Source organism: Mesorhizobium sp. WSM1293, assembly GCF_000513875.1.
GTDB classification, from domain to species: Bacteria; Pseudomonadota; Alphaproteobacteria; order Rhizobiales; family Rhizobiaceae; genus Mesorhizobium; species Mesorhizobium ciceri.
In genome coordinates this window covers 137,262-158,145 of the sequence record NZ_AZUV01000012.1, presented here as the reverse complement: position 1 = coordinate 158,145, position 20,884 = coordinate 137,262, and the positions used below count along the sequence as shown (strand labels likewise).

Below are 20,884 nucleotides of genomic sequence, written 5' to 3'. Positions count from 1 at the left end.
TTGGAACCATTTGCATCCGGGCCAGATGATGCCCGCGTGCTGTAAGGAGTCACGGACGGGAGAAAAAGTTCGATCAGTCGTCGTCGATTCTAGGCGGACGCGGCGAAAGATGAAGATGCAAGCGTCGGGCCTTGCCGTCTCGCTGAAAGATCACCAGGACGACACCCGGCGGGCAGTGGAAAGGGTCTTCCGGCGGATTGACGAATAGTCCCTCGATCACAGTGACCTGGCTGGCGCTGAGAATGCGCTGCGGTTCCAGGCGGACGCCGGCTTCCGTGTCGGCGTCGACTTCCCAGGCAAGGAATGAGCGACCCAGCACTGGTTTGCTCGTCCCGCGGACAAGATGCAGGTCCTCTGCAAAGTGCCCAAGGAAGCGGTCACGCTCGCCATGCTGGTTGAGCCCATTGAAAATTTCGGAGTAGAATCGCTGGCGCTCGCGAGACTGCGAGCGAGCCTCTGTGTCGGCAAGGCCCGCCGTTTCCAGCAGCATCTCGGCAAGCTTGCGTTTGGCTTGCGACAAACGACTGCGAACCGTCCCAATCGGGACACCCAGAATGGCGGCCAGTTCCTCGTAAGACTGATAGCTTCCGAAATAGCGCAACATGGCGGTCGCCTGCAGCGGCTCGGGAAGCTTGCGTAGGGCGTCCCAAACCCATTCGCGAAGCGCGACTTTCTCCAGCCGCTCCTCAATGCTTGCGCGTTCGTCTGGGCGGTCTGGAATGTCGGCGGTCAAGATCTCGCGTCGTCTTCGACGCAATTGTTGCAGGCAACAGCGGTGCAACACAGTGCGAAGCCAGCCACCGACGGCTTGCGGATCCTTGAGTTCGCCGATGCGCCTCAGCGCGATCAGGAAAGTCTCATGCACAGCATCTTCGGCGTCCGCCCCATAGCCGAGCATGTTCAGCGCTATCGCATAGAGCCGTGCGCGATGACGTTCCAGCAGCAGGCCGAGGCAACCACAATCGCCGCCCCGAGCGGCAAGGGCCAGTTCGGCATCACTCGGCACGATATGAGTTTCGTAGCCCATGGACTTAAGATGCATCAACTGGCGAAAAAGTTCGAATGCCAGTTCAGCTTCGTCACGATCCGTGTTCGGCGGGCACCAGTTCACCAATGACGCTTTGATGGGGTTTTGGATTGAGGTTATGACCCTCACTTCACGTCCGTAACAACCGGCCCCGGAACGGGGTCCGTGAGAACCAGGCTCGCCGCCAAGATACTCAAGCGAGATCGAAAGTGCATATGGCAGTGAGCAAGGATTGGATTCTGGCGGATGCGGGCGATCTACGCGGCTAGATTCAATCCTGTAAAACTTTTTCCAGATTTGACACCATTTCACAAAATTGTAAGATAATCATCTTCCGTCAGCGATAGGCGATGACCATGTCGATCCGCGAAGAACTGGCCAACACGACCGTGGCGTTCACCTCCGCGGAAGAGAAGATCGTCCAGGTCCTGCTCGCCGATTACCCGATGTCGGGGCTGGGCACCGCAACCCGGCTGGCACGGCGCGCCGGCGTCAGCGACCCGAGCGTGACGCGGCTGATGACCAAGCTTGGCTATGTCGGCTTTGCCGATTTCCAGGCACGCCTGCTCACCGAAGTCGAATCCAGGCTGCATTCGCCGCTTTTGATGATGGAGGCCAAGCGTCCGGGCGGCTCCAGCGAAGGCACCGCACTTGCCTATTTCCATTCGGTTTCCGACAGCCTGGAGCGTACGCGCACGGCTGTGCCGGTGCAGGCCTACACGCGCGCCGTCAACATGCTGCTCGAGAGCAAGGGCCAGGTCGTGCTGCTGGGCGGCCGGTTCAGCCGGCATATCGCCTCCATGCTGGCCGGCTATCTCCTGCAGTTCCGCTCCGGCGTGCGCGACATCGGTTCGTTGAGTCCCGCCGATTTCGACCTGTTGATCGACCTTGGCAAGCGCGACCTCCTCGTCGTGTTCGATTACCGGCGCTACCAGTCGGACGTGGTGAGCTTTGCCCAGCAGGCCAAGGAGCGCGGCGTCTCCATCCTGCTGTTCACCGATGTCTGGCTGTCGCCGATATCTGACATCGCGGACCTGACCATGGTCGCGGCGATCGACGCCAACTCGCCGTTCGACACGCTGGCGACGGCCGTTGCCCAGATGGAAACCGTCTTTGCCCACGCGCTGGAGGGCCATGGCGCCGGGGTGCGCAAGCGCATCGAGGACATCGAGAAGATCCGCAGCGCCAACGCGGTCACGCTCGATACCGTCCTATCGTCATCGGCCGACGACGCCGCCAAATCCAAAGCCACAAGGAAATAGTGTCGTTGCGCCCAGTGCAGCGATGCAAAGCGCCGCGACGCAGAAAAGGAAGCGACAATGCCCGACAACCAGACCATCATCGACGCCGTGCAGGCTGAGATCGAGACCGATCGCGACTGGTTGATCGGCCTGACCCGCGACATGGTCCGCATCCCTTCGGTCAACCCCAAATTCGAGCCCAATCCGGCGATCAACCGCGAGGCGGATGTCCAGGCGCTGCTCGAACCGATCCTCAAGCAGGACGGGTTCAGGACAGAGCAATGGGATGCCTTGCCCGGGCGGCCCAATCTGGTCGGCGAATGGGCGGGAGACGAGAGCCGCAGCCTGATCCTGTGCGGCCATATCGACGTCGTGCCGGTCGGCGCGATGAAGGACTGGTCGGTCGATCCGTTCGGCGGCGAAATCACCAATGGCCGGCTCTATGGCCGCGGCGCCGTCGACATGAAGGGCGGCGTCGCCGCTTGCATCGCCGCCGCGCGCGCGATCCGCAAGGCGGGCATCACGCTGCAGGGCCGGCTCGCCATCCACTCGGTCGTCGACGAGGAAGCCGGCGGCTTCGGCGCCATGGACGCGGTGAAGAAGGGCAAGCTCGCCAAGGCGGTACTGGTCGCCGAACCGACCTGGGGCGATGTCCTGCCGGTCGAAGGCGGGCTGGAATGGGCGCGGGTGACGATCCGTGGCCGCAACGCCCATTCGGCGCTGCGCTACAACGAGATCTATCCGCAGCGCCACGACAAGGACCGGCTGGAGCCGGGCGTCAATGCGATCGAGATCGCCGCCCGCTTCATTGCCGCCATGCGCCAGTATGAGCTGGACCGGACGCGAGCAAAATCCCATCCGCTGCTGCCGCTCGGCATGAACACCATCAACATCGGCGTCATGCATGGCGGCACCGGCCTTGGCGAGCACGGCCTGCCGACCGTGATGACCAACCCGGCCATCATTCCCGATGTCGCGGTGCTCGATCTCGACATGAAATTCCTGCCCGACGAGAACTCGGCCGACTATCGCCGCGATTTCGAGGCGTTCGTCCACCATTTCGCTCAGACCGATGCGTGGCTGCGCGACAACCCGCCTGCGATCCAATGGGAGCTCGGCGGGCTGCATTTTCCGCCGATGAACACGCCGGTCGACCATCCGCTGGTGAGATCGCTGATGAAGCGCAAGGCCATGGTCGGCAAGGCGCCGCAGGCGCGTGGCTTCGTCGCCGTGTGCGATGCCGCGCACTATGCCGGCGCCGGCGTCGACGGTGTCATCTTCGGCCCGTCAGGCGACGGCTTTCACGGTTCCGACGAATATGTCGAGGTCGAATCGGTGGTCGAGACCGCCAAGGTGATCGCGGCGTCCGTCATCGATTGGTGCGGCATCCGCTGAGGCGGAGCCGCCGCTCCGAGCCGATCAGGCTGGGCGCTTCAGGCGTCCGGCGACGGCGCCCCATGAAGCCTTGATCATGCCGACCAAGCCGCTCGGGTAGGCCAGCATCACGCCGATGATCAGCACCGCCGTGATCATCGGCCGCCACGCGCCGAAATCGGCCATCCATTCGGCGAAGATCGTCAGCACGAAAGAGGCGATGATGGCGCCGTAAATAGTGCTGGTGCCGCCAAGCAGCACCATCGACAGGATGATGGTCGCAAGGCTCATGCCGAAGACGTCGATCGAGGCATTGCGCTGGTAGGCGGCGTAGAAGGCGCCGGCGATGCCGGTGAAGAAGGCGCTCGCGGCAAGCGTCAGCATGCGCTGGCGCACGATCGAGACGCCGCGGCTGATGGCGTATTCCTCATTGTCGCGCAAGGCGACGATGCTGGCCCCGGTGCGTGAGCGCACGAACACGCGCAGGAACAGGGTACTCGCCACCAGCAGCGCCAGCGCGATGTAGAAATAGGCTGATTTGCCGTCACGGACCATGTTGTGGTCGAAGACGTATAGCCCGGGAATGCGCACCAACCCTTGCGTGCCGCCGGTGATGGCGGACTGGCTGATGATCACCTGCATCACCAGCTGCGCGAAGCCGAAAGTGACCAGGATGATGTAGATGCCCTTCAGCCGCAGGATCGGGATGGTCACCAGGATCGCCGCCAGGGTGGCGATGACACCGCTGGCAAACAGCGCGATCCACGGATCGAATTCGGCCAGCTTGGTCAGCAGGCTGTAGGCATAGACGCCGATGCCGAACAGCGCCAGATGGCCGAAATTGAAGACGCCGCCATAGCCGAGGCTGAGGTCCCAGTTCGAGGCGACGATCGCATAGATGAAGGCCATGATCAGGATGTGGCGGGCATAGGTGTCGCCGAAGATCAGCGGCAGCAGTGCCAGAAAGGCGAAGCCGAGCACGAAGCCGATGGCCTCCTGCTTCCACGGCGTGCGGCCGGGAGCGATCGGGGTTGCCGCCTCTGTGTGGCTAAGGGTGATCGGCGATGTCGTGTCGGTCATGCTAGGCCTCGGGAGCGGCTGGCAAAGATGCCCTCGGGGCGCACCATCAGGGTCAGGATCAGCACGCCGAACAGCAGCGCCGGCGTCCAGTACAGGCCGAAATAATAGCTGCAGGCGGCCTCGAAGAAGCCGATCAGATAGGCGGCGAAGATCGGTCCCGAGATGCTCGATATTCCGCCGAATACGACGACGATCAGCGCCTTGAGCAGCGGGTCGCTGCCCATCACCGGCGACATGAAACGATAGCCGCCCATGAAGATGCCGGCGAGGCCTGCAAGCGACGCGGCAATGGCGAAGGCCAGCCCATAGAGCGCGGTGACGTTCAGCCCGACCAGATGGCTGGCATCTTCATTCTGCGCCACGGCGCGCAGCGCCAGCCCGAGCCGCGTGCGGTTGAGGAACATCCAAAGTGCGGCCAGGATCAGCGGCGTGATGACGATGATGGCGATCTGGTGCAGGGAGACGCCGACGGCGCCGACGGTGGTGTTGCCGGTGATCAGCGCCGGGATCTGCTTCGAGCGCGGTCCCCAGATGGTCAGCGCGCCGTTCTCGATCAGCGACCCGGCTGCCAGCGTGGTGATGACGACGACCAGCACGATGTTGGGTCGGCCGATCAGCGGCCGCACGACACTCACCTGCAGGATCCAGCCGACGCCGGCCATGACGACGACGGCGATGGGAAAGGCGACCGCCGCCGGCAGACCGAGTTCGACCAGCTGCCAGGCGATGTAGGCGCCCAGCATCATGAACACGCCATGGCTGAAATTGAACACGCCGATCGTCGTCCAGACCAGAGCCAGCCCGACCGCCATCATGGCGTAGAGCGAGCCCTGGAACAGGCCGCCGAACAGGATTTCCGCCAATGCGCTCATCTTCGGATTTTCCTAATGGCCAAAATACATCGACATGATCTCGCCGTGGTCGAGGCTTTCGCCCGGCTTGATCTCGGTCGCAACGGCGCCATGGTTGACGAGGTAGAGTTGCTGCGTCAGTTCCAGCAGGAATTCGATGTCCTGCTCGACGACGATGAGCGGTACGCCGCCGCGCGAAATGTCCATGACGGAGGCGCAGAGCTCGTCCTTGATCTTGGGCGCCAGCCCCAGCGTCGGCTCGTCGAGGATCAGCAGGCGCGGATGGCTCATCAGCGCCGTGCCGATCGACACCATCTGGCGCTCGCCGCCCGACAGCGTGCGCACGCGCTGGCGCCAGCGTTCCGCCAGTTTCGGGAACAGCTTGACCACCTTTTCGCGGTTTTCCGCCTCATGCGGCCGGGCCCGCGGCGAATAGGCGCCGAGCGCCATGCAGTCGGCGATCGAGAGATCGGGAAACAGCCGATTGCCTTGCGGCACATGGATCAGGCCGGCGCCGACGATGGCGCGTGCGCTGTGGCCGACAATGTCTTGCCCGTCGAACAGGATGCGGCCGCTCTTCGGCTGCAGAAGCCCGGAGATCGCACGCAGCAGCGTCGTCTTGCCATGGCCGTTGGGGCCGAACAGGCCGACATTGCCGAAGCGGCCGGCCTCCAGCGAGATGTCGTGCAGCACGGTGACGCGGCCATAGCCGGCGATGACGCCTTCGACGCTGAGGATGGGATTCACGCCGCCGACCTCCTCGTGCCGAGATAGGCCTCGATGACGTGCGGATCGGCGATCACGCCTGCCGGATCGCCGGCGGCCAGGACGCGGCCATTGTTGAGCACCAGCAGATGCTGCGAAAGGCTCATCAGGAAAGTCAGCACGTGCTCGATCAACAGGATGGTGATGCCGCGTTCGGCGGTGCGGCGGATCAGGCCGATCGACGTCTCGATCTCGGGTTTGGTCAGGCTCGATGCCGGCTCGTCGAGCAAGAGCATGCGTGGCTGCATGGCGATCGCCGTGGCAAGCATCAGGCATTTGCGCTCGAACACGGACAATTCGCCGGCAAGCCGGCCGAACGACTGGGATCCCAGGCCGACGAACTCCAGCGCCTCGGCGGCGGCATTGCGGGCCGTGGCCGCTGTCTTTTCCTGCTTGCCGTAGCTGGCGCCGATCAGCGCGTTCTCGAACACGGTCAGCCCGTCGAAGCTGGTCTCGCGCTGAAAGGTCCGGGCAAGGCCGAGGCGCGCGATGGCGTGTCCCGATTTGCCGTTTATGGCAATGCCGTCAAAGCGGATGTTGCCCCGGTCGGGCCCGAACGGGATGCCGGTGATGATGTTGAACAGGGTGCTCTTGCCGCTGCCGTTTGGGCCGGCGATGCCGAAGATCTCGCCGGCCTCGACCTTGAACGACACGCCATCGACGGCCTTCAGCGAACCGAAGGCCTTCGACACGTCGTCCAGTTCAAGCAGGGCCATTCCCTACTTCATCCAGGGCTGGAGCTTGAAGGCGCCGGTGGCATATTTCTCCGGCGAGATCAGCGTGCGCTGGCCATCCCAGATCTGGAAGAAGGTGATCGGAATATAGTCGTCGCCCTGCGTGGCCAGGTGGGTGGCGGGATCGAATTTCAGCCGCCCTTCCGCGACCTGCTTGTCGGTCTCCGACAGCGCCTTCATGATCGCCGCATGGTCGGATGCACCCCCGACCTTCTTGACCGCATCGAAATAGACATTGGTCATTTCGTAGAGGCCGACGCCGTAGGTGCCGCTCTCGACGCCGTATTTTGCCTTGAACTTGGCTGCCACCTCATCGGCGCGCGGGTTCTTCGGCGTCGTCAGCGCGCCGCCGAGCAGGTTGTAGATGACGCCATCCGATTTGTTGCCAGTCAGCTCGACGAATTCCGGAACGCTCGGCGCGTATTGCAGGAAGACGAGGCTCTTAGTCGGCTGCTCGAGGAACTGGTTGAGGAACGACGCCGAATTGCCCGGCAGATAGTCGGTGTTGATGACGACATCGGGAACGTTCTCGCGCACCTTGGCGAGGATCGAACGCCAGTCGGTCACTTCGCCGAAGGGTACGATCTCGTCGACGGTGATGGTCCAGCCCTTCTCCTTGAACGTCTTCTTCATGCCTTCGGAGATGGTCTTCGAATAGGCATTGTCGGACGAGATGATGGCGACCTTCTTGGTCGGCAGGGTGATCTTGCCGTCGGCCGCGAGCTTCTCGACGAACAGGGTGACGTCGGTGTTGTAGGCGTCGAAGGAAGGCGTCAGTGACCAGCAGCACATGTATTTGTCGGGGCTCGGCGCGATGATGTCCCTGGTCTGCTGCGAGGTGGCCGCCAGCATGTAGGGCATTTCCGCCTCGGCCATGTTGTCGATCTCGAAATTGGTCAAGCTGGCATAGCCGGTCAGCATGAAGTGCACGCCCGGATCGCCAAGCAGGCGTTCGACGGCGCTGGTGACGTTGCCGGCGGACTGATCCTTGACGTCGCCGACCACCAGTTCGAACGTATCCCCGGCAACGCCGCCGGCTGCGTTCGCTTCGTCGATGGCCATCTGCACGCCGCGCTGGAATTCCTGGCCGTCCGCCGCGGCAGGGCCGGTGAGCGGCGCAAGCAGGCCGATCTTGACGACGTCGGCAAAGGCGGGGGCGGCTGATGCGGCAAACATGCCGATCAACGTCGTGCTCATCAGTATATGGCGGATTCGACTTGCGGCGGATTTGGGCTTCATCGTGCTGTTCCCTGTTTTCCTCCCGTTCATCGGGAGTTGGATAATTGACAATCTACGCATAATTGTTCTTATTTGAAAAGGATTTTTCAACGCAACCTGGCCGGGAAGATGGTTCCCGCAAAGGTATGGAAGCCGTGGCGCTTTGCTGCGCAACTGCATTAAAACAGGGCAAGTCCCGACGGAGCGGACAATGACGATCTCGCAGAAGACCCTTGAAACCAGCCACGGCAAGATCGCGGTGCGTGAGACCAGCGGCCAGGGAACCGCTGTCATGCTGATCCACGGCAATTCATCTTCCAGTGCCGTTTTCCGCAACCAGTTGGACGGCCCGTTGGGCGAGCGATATCACCTCATCGCTCCCGACCTGCCCGGCCATGGAGCGTCCGGCGATGCGATCGATCCAGAGCGTTCCTACAGCATGGAAGGTTATGCCGATGCCATGACCGAAGTGCTCGGGCTGCTCGGCATCGACAAGGCCATCGTCTTCGGCTGGTCGCTCGGCGGCCATATCGGGCTTGAGATGATCGACCGCTTTCCCGGCCTGCTTGGCTTGATGATCACCGGCACGCCGCCTGTCTCGCCCGAGGAGGTCGGCAGCGGATTCAAGCCGAGCCCGCATATGCATCTCGCCGGGCAGGAGACCTTCACCGGCGCCGACGTGGAGGCCTATGCGCGCAGCACTTGCGGCGAGCCGTTCGAGCCGTTTCTCATCGACACGGTGGCGCGCACCGATGGACGGGCGCGGCGCCTGATGTTCGAAAAGTTCGCGGCCGGCACTGGCCGGAACCAGCGCGAGATCGTGGCCGGCAAGACGCCGCCGATCGCCGTTCTGAACGGCATCGACGAGCCATTCGTCAACACCGATTTCGTCTCGGCTGTGAAATTCTCCAATCTATGGGAAGGCAAGGCGAATCTGCTCGACAAATCCGGCCACGCGCCGTTCTGGGATTCGCCCGATCGCTTCGATCCGGTCTTCGCCCGCTTCCTGGCGAGCGTCGACAGAGCGTAGGTCCGTCGGAAAACCGGCGCCACGGACCCGCCTTCGCGTTGGGTGGGTGACAATCACGCGCATCTGCCGTATATTGACATAAAGATATCCTTATGTGACATGAAAAGGCCTGTCGCCAAAGGGATAAAAAATGTCGCAGAATTCTGCCTCGCTGGACGCATTGTTCGGCCCCGTCGCGGCAAAACCGGACGGCTCGGAAGTGCTTGCCGCGCTGACAGCGGCGGCACGCGAGCGCATTCTCATCCTCGACGGCGCCATGGGCACCCAGATCCAGGGCCTCGGGTTTAACGAGGACCAATTCCGCGGCGAGGCTTTCGCCGGCTGCGCCTGCCATCAGCAGGGCAACAACGACCTTTTGATCCTGACCCAGCCCGGGGCGATCGAGGAGATCCATTACCAGTACGCCATCGCAGGCGCCGACATCCTGGAGACCAATACTTTCTCCTCGACCTCGATCGCCCAGGCCGACTACGGCATGGAACATGCCGTCTATGCGCTGAACCGCGATGGCGCGCGGCTGGTCAGGCGCGCCGCTGTTCGGGCCGAGCAGCAGGACGGCAAGCGAAGGTTTGTCGCCGGAGCGCTCGGGCCGACCAACCGCACCGCCTCGATGTCGCCCGACGTCAACAATCCCGGCTATCGCGCCGTGACCTTCGACGATTTGCGCCTCGCCTATGGCGAGCAGCTGCGCGGGTTGATCGATGGCGGCGCCGACATCATCCTGATCGAGACCATCTTCGACACGCTGAACGCCAAGGCGGCGATCTTCGCGGCGGAAGAGATCTTCATCGAGAAGGGCGTGCGCCTGCCCGTGATGATTTCGGGCACCATCACGGACCTCTCCTGCCGCACGCTGTCGGGCCAGACGCCGACCGCCTTCTGGCATGCGGTGCGCCATGCCAACCCCTTCACCATCGGCCTCAACTGCGCGCTCGGCGCCAACGCCATGCGAGCGCATCTGGCCGAAATATCCGGTGTCGCCGACACCTTTGTCTGCGCTTATCCGAATGCCGGCCTGCCCAACGAATTCGGCCGGTATGACGAAATTCCGGACTTCATGGCCGCCCAGATCGAGGATTTCGCGCGTGAGGGACTGGTCAATGTCGTCGGCGGCTGCTGCGGCTCGACGCCGGAGCACATCCGCGCCATCGCCGAGGCGGTGCGGAAGTATCCGCCGCGCGCCATTCCGGACATTGAGCCCAGGATGCGCCTGTCCGGGCTGGAGCCATTCACGCTCACCGACGAGATCCCCTTCGTCAATGTCGGCGAGCGAACCAATGTCACCGGCTCGGCCAAGTTCCGGAAACTGATCACGGCGGGCGACTATGTCGCCGCGCTCGACGTCGCCCGCGACCAGGTCGCCAACGGCGCGCAGATCATCGACATCAACATGGACGAGGGTCTGATCGATTCGAAGAAGGCCATGGTCGAATACCTCAACCTGATCGCCGCCGAGCCGGACATCGCCCGCGTTCCTGTCATGGTCGACAGTTCGAAATGGGAGATCATCGAAGCCGGCTTGAAATGCGTGCAGGGCAAGCCGCTGGTCAACTCCATCTCGATGAAGGAGGGCGAAGAAGCCTTCCTGCATCATGCCAGGCTGGTCCGCGCCTATGGCGCCGCCGTCGTCGTTATGGCCTTCGACGAGGACGGCCAGGCCGACACCAAGGCGCGCAAGGTCGAGATCTGCACCCGCGCCTACAAGCTCCTCACCGAGCAGGGCGGCTTCCCGCCCGAGGACATCGTCTTCGATCCCAATGTCTTCGCCATCGCCACCGGCATCGAGGAGCACGACAATTACGGCGTCGACTTCATCGAGGCGGCCGGCGAGATCACCGCGACGCTGCCGCATGTCCACATTTCCGGCGGCGTGTCGAACCTGTCTTTCTCGTTCCGTGGCAACGAGCCGGTGCGCGAGGCCATGCATGCCGTATTCCTTTACCATGCCATCCAGCGCGGCATGGACATGGGCATCGTCAATGCCGGCCAGCTCGCCGTCTACGATACGATCGAGCCTGATCTGCGCGAGGCCTGCGAGGATGTCGTGCTCAACCGCGCGCCCAAGGCCGGCGGCACCGCCACCGAACGCATGCTGGAGATCGCCGAACGCTTCAAGGGCACGGCCGGCAAGGAAGCGCAGGAGCGCGATCTCGTCTGGCGCGAATGGACTGTCGAACAGCGGATCAGCCATGCGCTGGTCAACGGCATCACCGAATTCATCGACGCCGACACCGAGGAAGCACGGCTTGCCGCCGAGCGGCCGCTGCATGTCATCGAAGGTCCGCTGATGGCCGGCATGAACGTCGTCGGCGATCTGTTCGGTGCGGGAAAGATGTTCCTGCCGCAAGTGGTGAAGTCGGCGCGGGTGATGAAGCAGGCGGTGGCTGGACTGCTGCCGCACATGGAAGCCGAGAAGCTGGCAAACGCCGCCAACGGCATCGACAATGGCGAACGCAAAACGGCCGGAAAAATCCTGATGGCGACGGTCAAGGGCGATGTCCATGACATCGGCAAGAACATCGTCGGCGTGGTTCTCGCCTGCAACAATTACGAGATCATCGATCTCGGCGTCATGGTGCCGGCGGCCAGGATCCTGCAGACGGCGCGCGAGCAAAATGTCGATATCATCGGCCTGTCCGGCCTGATTACGCCGTCGCTGGACGAGATGGCGCACATGGCTGCCGAGATGGAGCGTGAAGGCTTCGACATTCCGCTGCTGATCGGCGGCGCGACGACCAGCCGCGTGCACACGGCGGTGAAGATCCACCCGCGCTACAGCAAGGGGCAGACGGTCTATGTCACCGACGCCAGCCGCGCGGTCGGCGTGGTCTCATCCTTGCTGTCCAACGAGAGCAAGGGCGGCTTTGTCGATACGGTGCGCGCCGAATACAAGAAGGTCGCCGATGCGCATGCCCGCTCGGAAGCCGACAAGCAGCGTTTGCCGCTGGCCAAGGCGAGGGCCAATGCGCATCGGATAGACTGGTCCGAATATGAGCCGCCGAAGCCGTCCTTCACAGGCGTGAAGGTGTTCGAGAACTGGGACCTGACCGAGCTCGCGCGCTACATCGATTGGACGCCGTTCTTCCAGACCTGGGAGCTGAAGGGCCGCTATCCCAAAATACTCGAAGACGAGGCGCAAGGCGCCGCCGCGCGCCAGCTGTTCGAGGATGCGCAGGCGATGCTGAACAAGATCATTGCCGAAAAGTGGTTCGCGCCGCGCGGCGTCATCGGCTTCTGGCCGGCCAACGCCGTCGGCGACGACATCAGGCTGTTTACGGACGAGAAGCGGTCGCAGGAACTGGCGACGTTCTTCACCTTGCGCCAGCAACTGACCAAGCGCGACGGCAAGGCCAATGTTGCACTGGCGGACTTCGTCGCGCCGGCGGAGTGCGGCAAGGCCGATTACATCGGCGGCTTCATCGTCACCGCCGGCATCGAGGAGGTGGCGATCGCCGAACGCTTCGAACGCGCCAACGACGACTATTCCTCGATCATGGTCAAGGCGCTGGCCGACCGCTTCGCCGAAGCCTTTGCCGAGCGCATGCATGAGAAGGTGCGCAAGGAATTCTGGGGCTACGTGCCAGACGAATCGCTGGCGCCCGACGAGCTGATCGGCGAACCCTATTGCGGCATCCGACCGGCGCCCGGCTATCCGGCTCAGCCCGACCATACCGAGAAGGCGACTTTGTTCCGGCTGCTCGACGGCGAAGGCAATGCCGGCGTGAGCCTGACCGAAAGCTATGCGATGTGGCCGGGTTCATCCGTCTCGGGGATCTATCTGTCGCATCCCGAAAGCTATTATTTCGGCGTCGCCAAGGTCGAGCGCGACCAGGTCGAGGATTATGCGCGCCGCAAGGCGATGCCGTTGGTCGAGGCCGAGCGCTGGCTTGGCCCCATCCTCAACTACGTGCCGGCACACTATGCCGAGGCGGCTGAATAGCCGATGCCGGCGCGCCTGACGGAAGCGACAGGCGAATGCCGGTCGCTTCTCCATTGTCATCCTGGCCCGCTTCGATTCCTATGGGCTATTGCATGGCCGACGGGTTCATCCACAGCAGCTCCCAGACGTTGCCGTCCGGATCTTCGATGTGGCGGTTGAACATGAAACCGAGATCCTGCGCCGGGTTGGGATCGGCGCGACCGCCTGCCGCCACGCCCTTCTCGATTACGACATTGACCTCGTCCTTGCTGTCGACGGTGAGTGCGATCAACATCTGGCTGTCCCGCTTGGGGTCGCCGATCTGCCGCGCTGTGAACTGGCTGTAATGCTGGTGCGTCAGCAACATGACCCCGATCGAGTCTGAGAACATGATCGAGCTGGACTGGTCGCTCGAGAACTGCGGGTTCAGCGTGCCCCCGATCGCGAGATAGAACTTGGTCGCCGCCTGCAGATCGCGTACCGGTAGATTGAGGAAGATCATTTTGGTCATCGGTCTAAGCCTTGCTGCCGTTGATGGGTACTAGCCAGTCTAGTACTGTGACCATGGCTACCATGCGGGAACGGTACCGTCTAGTACTGGTTGAGAGGCGCTATGAAAATTGATGGTGAGACCAGGTCGGCTCGCAAGGATCGTGAAATCATTGAAGCGGCTACGGCCGCCTTCATCGCCAAGGGCTATGATGGAACCAGCATGGAAGAGATCGCCACCAAAGCAGGCGCATCCAAGCAGACTGTCTACAAGCATTTCACGGACAAGGAGACGCTTTTCGGCGAAGTCGTCGAGTCCACCGCCAGCCAGACCAACGATGTCGTCGAGTCCGTGACGATGCTGCTTTCCGAGGCGAAATTCATGGAGGGTGGGCTACAGCAGCTTGCCCGACGCATGACAACGACGCTGATGGACGAAGAGCTGCTGAAGCTGCGGCGTCTGATTATCGCCAACGCGGATCGGATGCCGCAGCTTGGCCGGAGCTGGTATGAAAAAGGTTTTGAACGCATGCTTGCCTCGGTGGCATCATGCTTTCAAAAGCTTACCAGTCGAGGCCTGTTGCAGACCAGCGATCCCCGTCTGGCGGCCAGCCATCTCTTCGGAATGCTTCTCTGGATCCCAATGAACGAAGCCATGTTCACCGGAAGCAACCCGCGTTCGAAGGCGGACCTCGAGCGGCACGCCGATGCTTCGGTCGAAGCATTCCTTGCCGCCTATGGGGCGCGGCCGAAATAGTCGCGCGCCGCTCCGCCAGCGATGCTTATTGTGGTCGATTGTCCGTCCACGCCAGCGTCTTTTGCTTAAGGCCGGTGGCGGAGTCGGTTTAGGCACAGGATGCTCGCTTACGATCCAAGGCTGCGATAAACCCAGGGCAGCCGTCTTTTGCAGCTGGAGCGTCAAATGACCGTACTCACCCGACGCCGGCTTTTGAAAACGGCAGCGATTGCCGGCGCAGGCGGGGTCGGGCTTTCGGCCATGGGCCGGCTTGGTGGCTGGGCCGCTGCCACGCCTGAGCCGGTGGTTTTGCAGACGGCAAAGATCCAGGCGAAGCTGATGGATATCGGCCAGACCAGGGATGTGCTGACCTATGGCAACGCCGGAATGCCGCCCGTGCTCAGAATGAAAAAAGGCCAGCCCTTCGCTGCACGCCTTGTCAACGCGATCGACGATCCGACGACGATCCACTGGCACGGTATTCGCGTTCCAAACAAGATGGACGGCGTGCCGTTCCTGGTCCAGCCCTACGTCTACACCGGCGATCATTTCGACTACGCCTTCACGCCGCCCGATGCCGGCACCTTCTGGTACCACCCGCATTGCAACACGCTGGAGCAGATGGGCCATGGCCTGACCGGCGTGATCGTGGTCGAGAATCCCAACGATCCGAAATTCGATGCCGAAATCGTCCTCAATTTGCGCGACTGGCGCCTCGGCGACGACGGTCAGTTCATCGACCAGTTCCGGCCGCGCGATGCCGCGAGAACCGGCACTTACGGCACGGTGCGCACCGCCAATTGGCTCGACCAGCCGCAATATGATGCGCCGGCCGGCGGACTGGCGCGGCTGCGCGTCGCCATCACCGACGTGACGCGCATCTACGCTTTTCACGTCGACGGTGCACAGGCGACTGTCATGGCGCTCGACGGCAATCCGGTGCCTGAGCGTTTTTCCCCCGATGCCTTGCTGCTTGGACCCGGCCAGCGCATGGAGCTGGCCATACGCATGCCCGACGAGGAAGGCGCGATCGTCAGCTTGAGGGACGTCAGAGGCACCAAGCCAAAAATCCTGGCAACCCTGCGCGCGACAGGAAACTCCCTCAAACGGGACATTCGCGATGTTGCTCCACTGGAGCTCAATCCGGTGGCGGAAGTGGATCTCGCCAGTGCCAGGCATATTTCCCTGGCGCTCAGCGCCACGGCGGAAAATGTCCCGAGCGATGGCATCTGCGGCTCGCTGGGCTACAGTTTCTGGGCCATCAACAAAGTGCCGTGGCCCGGCGACACCAAGGATCCGACCGCGCCTCTGGCCGAACTGAAGCTTGGCCAAAGCTACGTCATCGACATGGAGAACCTGACGCCGCAATCCCATCCGATGCATCTGCACGGCATGAGCTTCAAGGTGCTGTCGTCCTCGACGCGCCAGGTTCAGCCTGTCATTTCCGACACCTATCTCATCCAGCCCAACGAGAAGGTTCAGCTCGGTTTCGTCGCCGACAATCCCGGCGACTGGCTGCTGCACTGCCACATCATCGAGCACCAGAAATCGGGAATGACGAGCTACGTCAGGGTGGTGTGAAGCCGCGTCAGCCTGCGCGTGGCGTCTGGACCGTCACTTGCGCAATTGAGCCTCGATCTCGTCGAGCACTTTGTCCTTGCCGATGCCGGTGAGGAAGGCAAGGCCCTTGATGACCGGCTTGGTCACCGAAGCGGAGATCGGGGTGGTTGCGACGATGAAGTCGACATTGTCGGCCAGCCCGGGCACTTCGGTGGCCTTTGCCTGCTGGGCATTGAAGGTGAGGCCACGTTTCTTCATTTCCTCGGTGACGGCGACATTGACCGCGGTCGAGGTGGCGATGCCCGTGCCGCAGGCGAAGAGAATGGTTTTCTGTCTGGACATCTCTGCTTCTCTCCTTGGTTATCAGCCGAGTACGGCTCGCACGTCTTCGAGGGTTCTGGCCGACCTCAAATCATCCAAGGCTTGCGGGTTCTGGATGGTGGCCATGACGGCCTGCAGCGCCTCAATCTGCTTGTCCTTGTCGTTGATGGCAAGCAGGAAGACGAAGCCGACCGGCAGCATCTCGTCGGGATCCTCCATGTTGGCGAAGATCACCGGTTGCTTCAATGTGCCCATCGCGATGCCAGGCTTCAGCACATGCTCCGGATCGGTGTGCGGCACCGCGACATTGTCGGAGCGTTCCAGCGGCAGTCCTGTCGGGATGGTCAATTCGCGGCGCACGACCGCGTCGGCATAGGAGCTTTTGACATAGCCAAGTCTCTCCAGCCGGCCCGCCAGGATGCGGATGATCTCCTCATTGGTCGAGGCATCGGATCCGAGCACGATCGCGTCGGGATCCAGAAGCTGCATGAGGCCGTCGGACATTCTTTGCTCCGTCGATGAAATCGTGCGCCCCGAGGAGGGCGCACGATCGGGCTCCGTCGATGAAATCGGGCGCCCCGAGGAGGGCGCACGATCGGTTGAAGGGTGGACCCTATCAGGTTCAGGCCGTCTCTTCGGCCGGCTCGTCCTCGGCGCCCGCGGCCCGCTCCCAGCCGAGCGGATTGCGGCGGTAGAGGACAAACAATGCCGCGATGACCACCGCGATCACGATGATGCCGACAAGTCCAAGCCCCTGGATCGCCTCGATGACCACGTAAGGCACCCACAGGAAGCCGTCGACCACCGAGGTGATCTGCAGCGCATCCGCCGGCAGCTTGAAGCCCGATGCGACGGCAGCACTTGTGAACAGCGGCGCCAGCGCGTTGGCGACGTAGAAGCCGATGGCCAGCGTCACCGTGCCGATCACCACCATGCGGAACACGTTGCCTTTGACCAGCGGCGCGGTCATGGCGACGATGAAGGGAATGACCGCAAGGTCGGCGAACAGGATGACGCGGTTGCCCGGCAGGATGATGGACAGGATGATCGCGATCGGCACCAGGATCAGTGACGACGAGATCGCGGCCGGATGGCCGATCAGGATCGCGGAATCGAGGCCAACAAGAAGCTCGCGATCGCCCGTGCGCTTGCGCACGAATGCCTGGGCTGCGTCGGAAACCGGCAGCAGGCCTTCCATCAGGATCTTGACCATGCGCGGCAGCAGCAGCATGACCGCGGCCAGCGTCATGCCGGTGCCCAGAACCTTGGCCAGCACCACGCTGAGATCACCCGCATTGTAGAAGGCGATCGCACCAAGCACGAGGCCGATGATGAGGCCCATCACGACAGGTTCGCCGAACACGCCGAACCTGCGCTCGATCGTATCGGTGTTGATGTTGATGCGGTTGATCCCGGGAATGCGGTCCATGATCCAGTTGAGCACAATGGCGATCGGCAGGATCTGCGCCGAGGCGAGATGCGGCACGGAAATGCCGGGTACCCCGTAGAACTGCTGCACCGCGCGCGCCGACCAGTCGGCGAACAACAGCGAGAGTGCTGCGACAAGTGCTGCGACCGCGATGCCATAGGCCAGATTGTCGGTTGCGGCGACGACCAGCGAGCCGACAAAGGCGAAGTGCCAGAAATTCCAGACGTCGACATTGAGCGTGCGCGTCATGCGTGTCAGCAACAGCACGATGTTGACGAGGATGCCGACCGGAATGACCCAAAGGCCGACCGATGAGCCGAAGGCGATCGCGGCCGCGGAGGGCCAGCCGACATCGATGATGTCGCGATGGATGCCGGTGTTGGTGACGATGGCCTTGGCGACGTCGCCAATCGACGTGAACATGAGGCCAAGCACCAGATTGATGCCGATGAAGGCGACGCCGATGGTGACGGCGGCGCGAAAAGCCTTGCTGACCTTGGCGCCCAGAACCACGGCGATGACGAAAATGACAATTGGCAGCAGGATCGTCGGGCCAAGCGTATCGATGGCCCCTTTTAGGCCCGCGAGAACAGTATCCATTTTTCCTCCCCTGGAGCCGCGAGCCTTCGCTCGACGCCTCGCAATGATGCTCCATCCAGCCTTTGACGCCGTGGCGCAAAGACACTCCCCAATTTGCCCAGAGGCGAATGCTTCCCGACTGTCGCGTCGGTGAACATTTGCCTTTGTTGACAAACGAATGTTTTATTGGGGTTGTCCGCTGCAATGTCAATTGGTTGGGCTTCGGCGAATCGAGCCCCGGCGGACGTGCCTTCCGAGACGATTTCGTGGGAAATTGCCGGTCGCGACCGGGTTTCGTTAGCAAATAGAACCCATTCCCTGCTATCCGACCCCAAATCACGAAGCTGTGGACATTCCTGCATGACCAACGTCGCCCTGACCGGGCTTGCCCGTGATCTCGCCAAGCGTGCCGCCGAGAACCGCCCGGTGCGCATCGGTGTCATCGGTTCGGGCGAAATGGGCACCGATCTGGTCACGCAGGGCATGCTGATGCCGGGCATTTCGGTCTGCGCCGTCTCGACGCGCCGCCCGCACACCGCGCGCGACGCTATCCGTATCGCCTATGGCGACGAAGCCATGGCGGTCGAAGCCGACACCGCCTCGAAAGTCACCGCGGCAATCGAGGCGGGAAAAATCGCCGTCACATCCAACGAGATGCTGGTCACCAATCCGCTGATCGACGTCGTCATCGACGCCACCGGCAAGCCGGGCGTCGCCGCCGATTTCGACCTCATGGCGATGGAGCACGGCAAGCATCTGGTGATGATGAACGTCGAGGCCGACGTCACCATCGGCTGCTATCTCAAGCAGCAGGCCGACCGGCTTGGCGTCGTCTATTCGGTGGGTGCGGGCGACGAGCCGTCGAGCTGCATGGAACTGATCGAGTTTGCGTCGGCGCTCGGGCTGACCATCGTGTCGGCCGGCAAGGGCAAGAACAACCCGCTCAACCACGATGCCGTGCCGGACGACTATCGCGCCGAAGCGATCCGCCGCAACATGAACCCGCGCATGCTGGTCGAGTTCGTCGACGGCTCCAAGACCATGGTCGAGATGTGCGCCATCGCCAACGCCACCGGGCTGGTGCCGGACGTCCCCGGCATGCACGGCCCCAAGGCCGATCGCGACGACCTCGCCAAGGTGCTCATCCCGCGCGAGGATGGCGGTCTGCTCACGAAGAAAGGCGTCGTCGACTACACGGTCGGCAAGGGCGTCGCGCCCGGCGTCTTCGTCATCGTCGAGGCGACGCATCCGCGCATCATCGAGCGCATGGACGATCTACATATCGGGCACGGCCCCTATTACAGCCTGTTCCGGCCTTATCATCTGACATCGCTGGAAGTGCCGCTGACCGCCGCCCGCATCGTGCTTTTCGGCAAGCCCGACATGGTGCCGTTGCCGCGGCCCGTGGCCGAAGTCTGCGCCGTTGCCAAGCGCGACCTTGCCCCCGGCGAGACCTTCGATGCGATCGGCGAGACTTGTTACCGCTCCTGGACGATGACCGTCGGCGAAGCCCGCGCCCAGCGCGCCGTGCCGGTCGGCCTGCTCGAGGGCGGCAAGGTGCTGAAACCGGTCACGAAAGGCGAATTGCTGACGGCGGATAATGCGTCGCCCGACCAGACGACGAGGCTGTTCGCCTTGCGCCGGCTGCAGGATGAGATGCTGTACGGGACAAGCTGAGGATTTATCTCCCCAGTTCGACCGACCGCAGCCGCGCAGCCTCCACCGCTTGCGTCAGCAGATTGGTCAGCCGGTCCTCGCCCATCAGAACGGCCAGCGCCGCGGCCGTCGTGCCGTTGGGGCTGGTGACCTGCTGGCGCAGCACGCCCGGTTCCTCGCCGCTTTCGGCGGCGAGCGAGGCGGCGCCATAGACGGTCTGCATGGCGAGCAGCTTGGCGGTCGCCGTCGGCAGACCGGCCTTCTCGGCGGCAACCGTCAGCGCTTCGATGAAATGGAAGATATAGGCCGGCCCCGATCCGGACACGGCGGTCACCGCATCCATCAGGCCCTCATCGTCGATGGTGGCCACTTCGCCGCTCGCCGACAAAAGGTCGGCGACGAAACGCTTGGTGTCATCGGACACGAGCTTGTTGGAGAACACCACCATCATGCCCTTGCCGATCGCCGCGGGCGTGTTGGGCATGCAGCGCACGATCGGCGCGCGGTTGCCGAGGATTTCCTCGAAGGTGGCGGCAGGCGTGCCGGCGGCGATGCTGACGAAGGTGGTGCGGCCGTCGCCGAAGCGCTTGTAGGCGGCCGTGACGTCGCGGATCACCTGCGGCTTCACCGCGATGACGACGAGATCGGGCAGGGCATCGGCCGGTATGCTACCCGCATCGGCTGATGTAGCGCAGCCCAGCGCTGCCGCGCGATTGCGCAGATCGGCATTGGGCTCGACCACGAAAACCGCCGACGGCGCGAGCTTGCCGGATTTCAGCCAGCCCGAGAGCATGGCGTAGCCCATATTGCCGCAGCCGGCGAGAACAAGCCTGATCGTCATAGAAAGCCCTCCAAAGGAAGGCCTTCACATAGAC

At 62.9% G+C, this 20,884-nt stretch carries 18 protein-coding genes; 7 read left to right on the top strand and 11 right to left on the bottom strand.

Annotated elements, in window-relative coordinates; all coding sequences use genetic code 11:
- Positions 1-73 precede the first annotated feature (73 nt).
- Positions 74-1,156 (bottom strand): sigma-70 family RNA polymerase sigma factor, encoded by a 1,083-nt coding sequence (locus M729_RS01000000135300; RefSeq protein WP_167355185.1) that lies wholly within the window; start codon positions 1,154-1,156, stop codon positions 74-76.
- A gap of 227 nt (positions 1,157-1,383) precedes the next feature.
- On the opposite strand from M729_RS01000000135300, the gene M729_RS0117080 reads away from it, so the two are divergent.
- Both M729_RS0117080 and M729_RS0117075 read left to right on the top strand, forming a co-directional pair.
- Positions 1,384-2,289, top strand: a complete 906-nt coding sequence (locus tag M729_RS0117080) for a MurR/RpiR family transcriptional regulator (protein ID WP_013530207.1) — start codon at positions 1,384-1,386, stop codon at positions 2,287-2,289.
- A gap of 57 nt (positions 2,290-2,346) precedes the next feature.
- A complete protein-coding gene (locus tag M729_RS0117075) occupies positions 2,347-3,663 on the top strand; it encodes an ArgE/DapE family deacylase (protein WP_027162308.1) in 1,317 nt (438 codons plus the stop codon).
- A 24-nt stretch (positions 3,664-3,687) separates the two neighbouring features.
- On the opposite strand, the gene M729_RS0117070 is transcribed toward M729_RS0117075, so the two are convergent.
- Genes M729_RS0117070 through M729_RS0117050 form a run of 5 tightly spaced genes read right to left on the bottom strand, consistent with a single transcriptional unit; the run spans position 3,688 to position 8,311 of the window.
- Positions 3,688-4,722, bottom strand: a complete 1,035-nt coding sequence (locus M729_RS0117070) for a branched-chain amino acid ABC transporter permease (RefSeq protein WP_027162307.1) — start codon at positions 4,720-4,722, stop codon at positions 3,688-3,690.
- Entirely contained in the window at positions 4,719-5,594 is an 876-nt protein-coding gene (locus M729_RS0117065; RefSeq protein ID WP_027162306.1) for a branched-chain amino acid ABC transporter permease, read from the bottom strand. The genes M729_RS0117070 and M729_RS0117065 overlap by 4 nt, the downstream gene beginning before the upstream one ends.
- A 12-nt stretch (positions 5,595-5,606) precedes the next feature.
- Positions 5,607-6,320: an ABC transporter ATP-binding protein gene (locus tag M729_RS0117060; RefSeq protein ID WP_027162305.1), complete on the bottom strand. Its 714-nt coding sequence runs from the start codon at positions 6,318-6,320 to the stop codon at positions 5,607-5,609.
- Complete coding sequence (locus tag M729_RS0117055; RefSeq protein ID WP_024504790.1) at positions 6,317-7,054, bottom strand: ATP-binding cassette domain-containing protein; 738 nt, start codon at positions 7,052-7,054, stop codon at positions 6,317-6,319. Before M729_RS0117055 ends, M729_RS0117060 begins: the two co-directional genes overlap by 4 nt.
- 3 nt (positions 7,055-7,057) lie before the next feature.
- Positions 7,058-8,311, bottom strand: a complete 1,254-nt coding sequence (locus M729_RS0117050; RefSeq protein WP_027162304.1) for an ABC transporter substrate-binding protein — start codon at positions 8,309-8,311, stop codon at positions 7,058-7,060.
- Positions 8,312-8,501: 190 nt separating this feature from the next.
- Here M729_RS0117050 and M729_RS0117045 point away from each other — a divergent pair, with 190 nt between their 5' ends.
- Complete coding sequence (locus M729_RS0117045; protein WP_027162303.1) at positions 8,502-9,320, top strand: alpha/beta hydrolase; 819 nt, start codon at positions 8,502-8,504, stop codon at positions 9,318-9,320.
- A gap of 130 nt (positions 9,321-9,450) precedes the next feature.
- A complete protein-coding gene (metH, locus tag M729_RS0117040; RefSeq protein ID WP_027162302.1) occupies positions 9,451-13,260 on the top strand; it encodes a methionine synthase in 3,810 nt (1,269 codons plus the stop codon).
- A gap of 85 nt (positions 13,261-13,345) precedes the next feature.
- Here metH and M729_RS0117035 read toward each other — a convergent pair whose 3' ends face one another.
- Entirely contained in the window at positions 13,346-13,750 is a 405-nt protein-coding gene (locus M729_RS0117035) for a VOC family protein (RefSeq protein WP_027162301.1), read from the bottom strand.
- A 102-nt stretch (positions 13,751-13,852) separates the two neighbouring features.
- Between M729_RS0117035 and M729_RS0117030 the strand changes: the two genes are divergently transcribed.
- Together M729_RS0117030 and M729_RS0117025 are read left to right on the top strand one after the other, a co-directional pair.
- Positions 13,853-14,485, top strand: a complete 633-nt coding sequence (locus M729_RS0117030) for a TetR/AcrR family transcriptional regulator (RefSeq protein ID WP_024504795.1) — start codon at positions 13,853-13,855, stop codon at positions 14,483-14,485.
- A gap of 165 nt (positions 14,486-14,650) precedes the next feature.
- Entirely contained in the window at positions 14,651-16,045 is a 1,395-nt protein-coding gene (locus M729_RS0117025; RefSeq protein WP_027162300.1) for a multicopper oxidase family protein, read from the top strand.
- A 33-nt stretch (positions 16,046-16,078) separates the two neighbouring features.
- On the opposite strand, the gene M729_RS0117020 is transcribed toward M729_RS0117025, so the two are convergent.
- The 3 genes from M729_RS0117020 to M729_RS0117010 form a co-directional block, all read right to left on the bottom strand.
- Entirely contained in the window at positions 16,079-16,366 is a 288-nt protein-coding gene (locus M729_RS0117020) for a PTS sugar transporter subunit IIB (RefSeq protein WP_023809203.1), read from the bottom strand.
- Positions 16,367-16,387: 21 nt separating this feature from the next.
- The gene (locus M729_RS0117015) at positions 16,388-16,849 is read right to left on the bottom strand and encodes a PTS sugar transporter subunit IIA (protein WP_027162299.1); all 462 of its coding nucleotides are present in this window, start codon (positions 16,847-16,849) and stop codon (positions 16,388-16,390) included.
- Positions 16,850-16,967: 118 nt separating this feature from the next.
- Positions 16,968-18,374, bottom strand: coding sequence for a PTS sugar transporter subunit IIC (locus M729_RS0117010; protein WP_013530221.1), 1,407 nt, complete (start codon positions 18,372-18,374; stop codon positions 16,968-16,970).
- Positions 18,375-18,713: 339 nt separating this feature from the next.
- On the opposite strand from M729_RS0117010, the gene M729_RS0117005 reads away from it, so the two are divergent.
- Positions 18,714-20,030, top strand: coding sequence for an NAD(P)H-dependent oxidoreductase (locus M729_RS0117005; RefSeq protein WP_027162298.1), 1,317 nt, complete (start codon positions 18,714-18,716; stop codon positions 20,028-20,030).
- Positions 20,031-20,034: 4 nt separating this feature from the next.
- Here M729_RS0117005 and proC read toward each other — a convergent pair whose 3' ends face one another.
- On the bottom strand, positions 20,035-20,850 hold the full coding sequence (proC, locus tag M729_RS0117000; protein ID WP_027162297.1) for a pyrroline-5-carboxylate reductase: 816 nt from the start codon (positions 20,848-20,850) through the stop codon (positions 20,035-20,037).
- Between the last annotated feature and the right edge of the window lie 34 nt (positions 20,851-20,884).

Coding starts and splice junctions, on each gene's coding strand:
- M729_RS0117080 (WP_013530207.1), top strand. CDS start 1,384: ATGTCGATCCGCGAAGAACTGGCCAACACGACCGTGGCGTTCACCTCC.
- M729_RS0117075 (WP_027162308.1), top strand. CDS start 2,347: ATGCCCGACAACCAGACCATCATCGACGCCGTGCAGGCTGAGATCGAG.
- M729_RS0117070 (WP_027162307.1), bottom strand. CDS start 4,722: ATGACCGACACGACATCGCCGATCACCCTTAGCCACACAGAGGCGGCA.
- M729_RS0117065 (WP_027162306.1), bottom strand. CDS start 5,594: ATGAGCGCATTGGCGGAAATCCTGTTCGGCGGCCTGTTCCAGGGCTCG.
- M729_RS0117055 (WP_024504790.1), bottom strand. CDS start 7,054: ATGGCCCTGCTTGAACTGGACGACGTGTCGAAGGCCTTCGGTTCGCTG.
- M729_RS0117050 (WP_027162304.1), bottom strand. CDS start 8,311: ATGAAGCCCAAATCCGCCGCAAGTCGAATCCGCCATATACTGATGAGC.
- M729_RS0117045 (WP_027162303.1), top strand. CDS start 8,502: ATGACGATCTCGCAGAAGACCCTTGAAACCAGCCACGGCAAGATCGCG.
- metH (WP_027162302.1), top strand. CDS start 9,451: ATGTCGCAGAATTCTGCCTCGCTGGACGCATTGTTCGGCCCCGTCGCG.
- M729_RS0117035 (WP_027162301.1), bottom strand. CDS start 13,750: ATGACCAAAATGATCTTCCTCAATCTACCGGTACGCGATCTGCAGGCG.
- M729_RS0117030 (WP_024504795.1), top strand. CDS start 13,853: ATGAAAATTGATGGTGAGACCAGGTCGGCTCGCAAGGATCGTGAAATC.
- M729_RS0117025 (WP_027162300.1), top strand. CDS start 14,651: ATGACCGTACTCACCCGACGCCGGCTTTTGAAAACGGCAGCGATTGCC.
- M729_RS0117020 (WP_023809203.1), bottom strand. CDS start 16,366: ATGTCCAGACAGAAAACCATTCTCTTCGCCTGCGGCACGGGCATCGCC.
- M729_RS0117015 (WP_027162299.1), bottom strand. CDS start 16,849: ATGTCCGACGGCCTCATGCAGCTTCTGGATCCCGACGCGATCGTGCTC.
- M729_RS0117010 (WP_013530221.1), bottom strand. CDS start 18,374: ATGGATACTGTTCTCGCGGGCCTAAAAGGGGCCATCGATACGCTTGGC.
- M729_RS0117005 (WP_027162298.1), top strand. CDS start 18,714: ATGACCAACGTCGCCCTGACCGGGCTTGCCCGTGATCTCGCCAAGCGT.
- proC (WP_027162297.1), bottom strand. CDS start 20,850: ATGACGATCAGGCTTGTTCTCGCCGGCTGCGGCAATATGGGCTACGCC.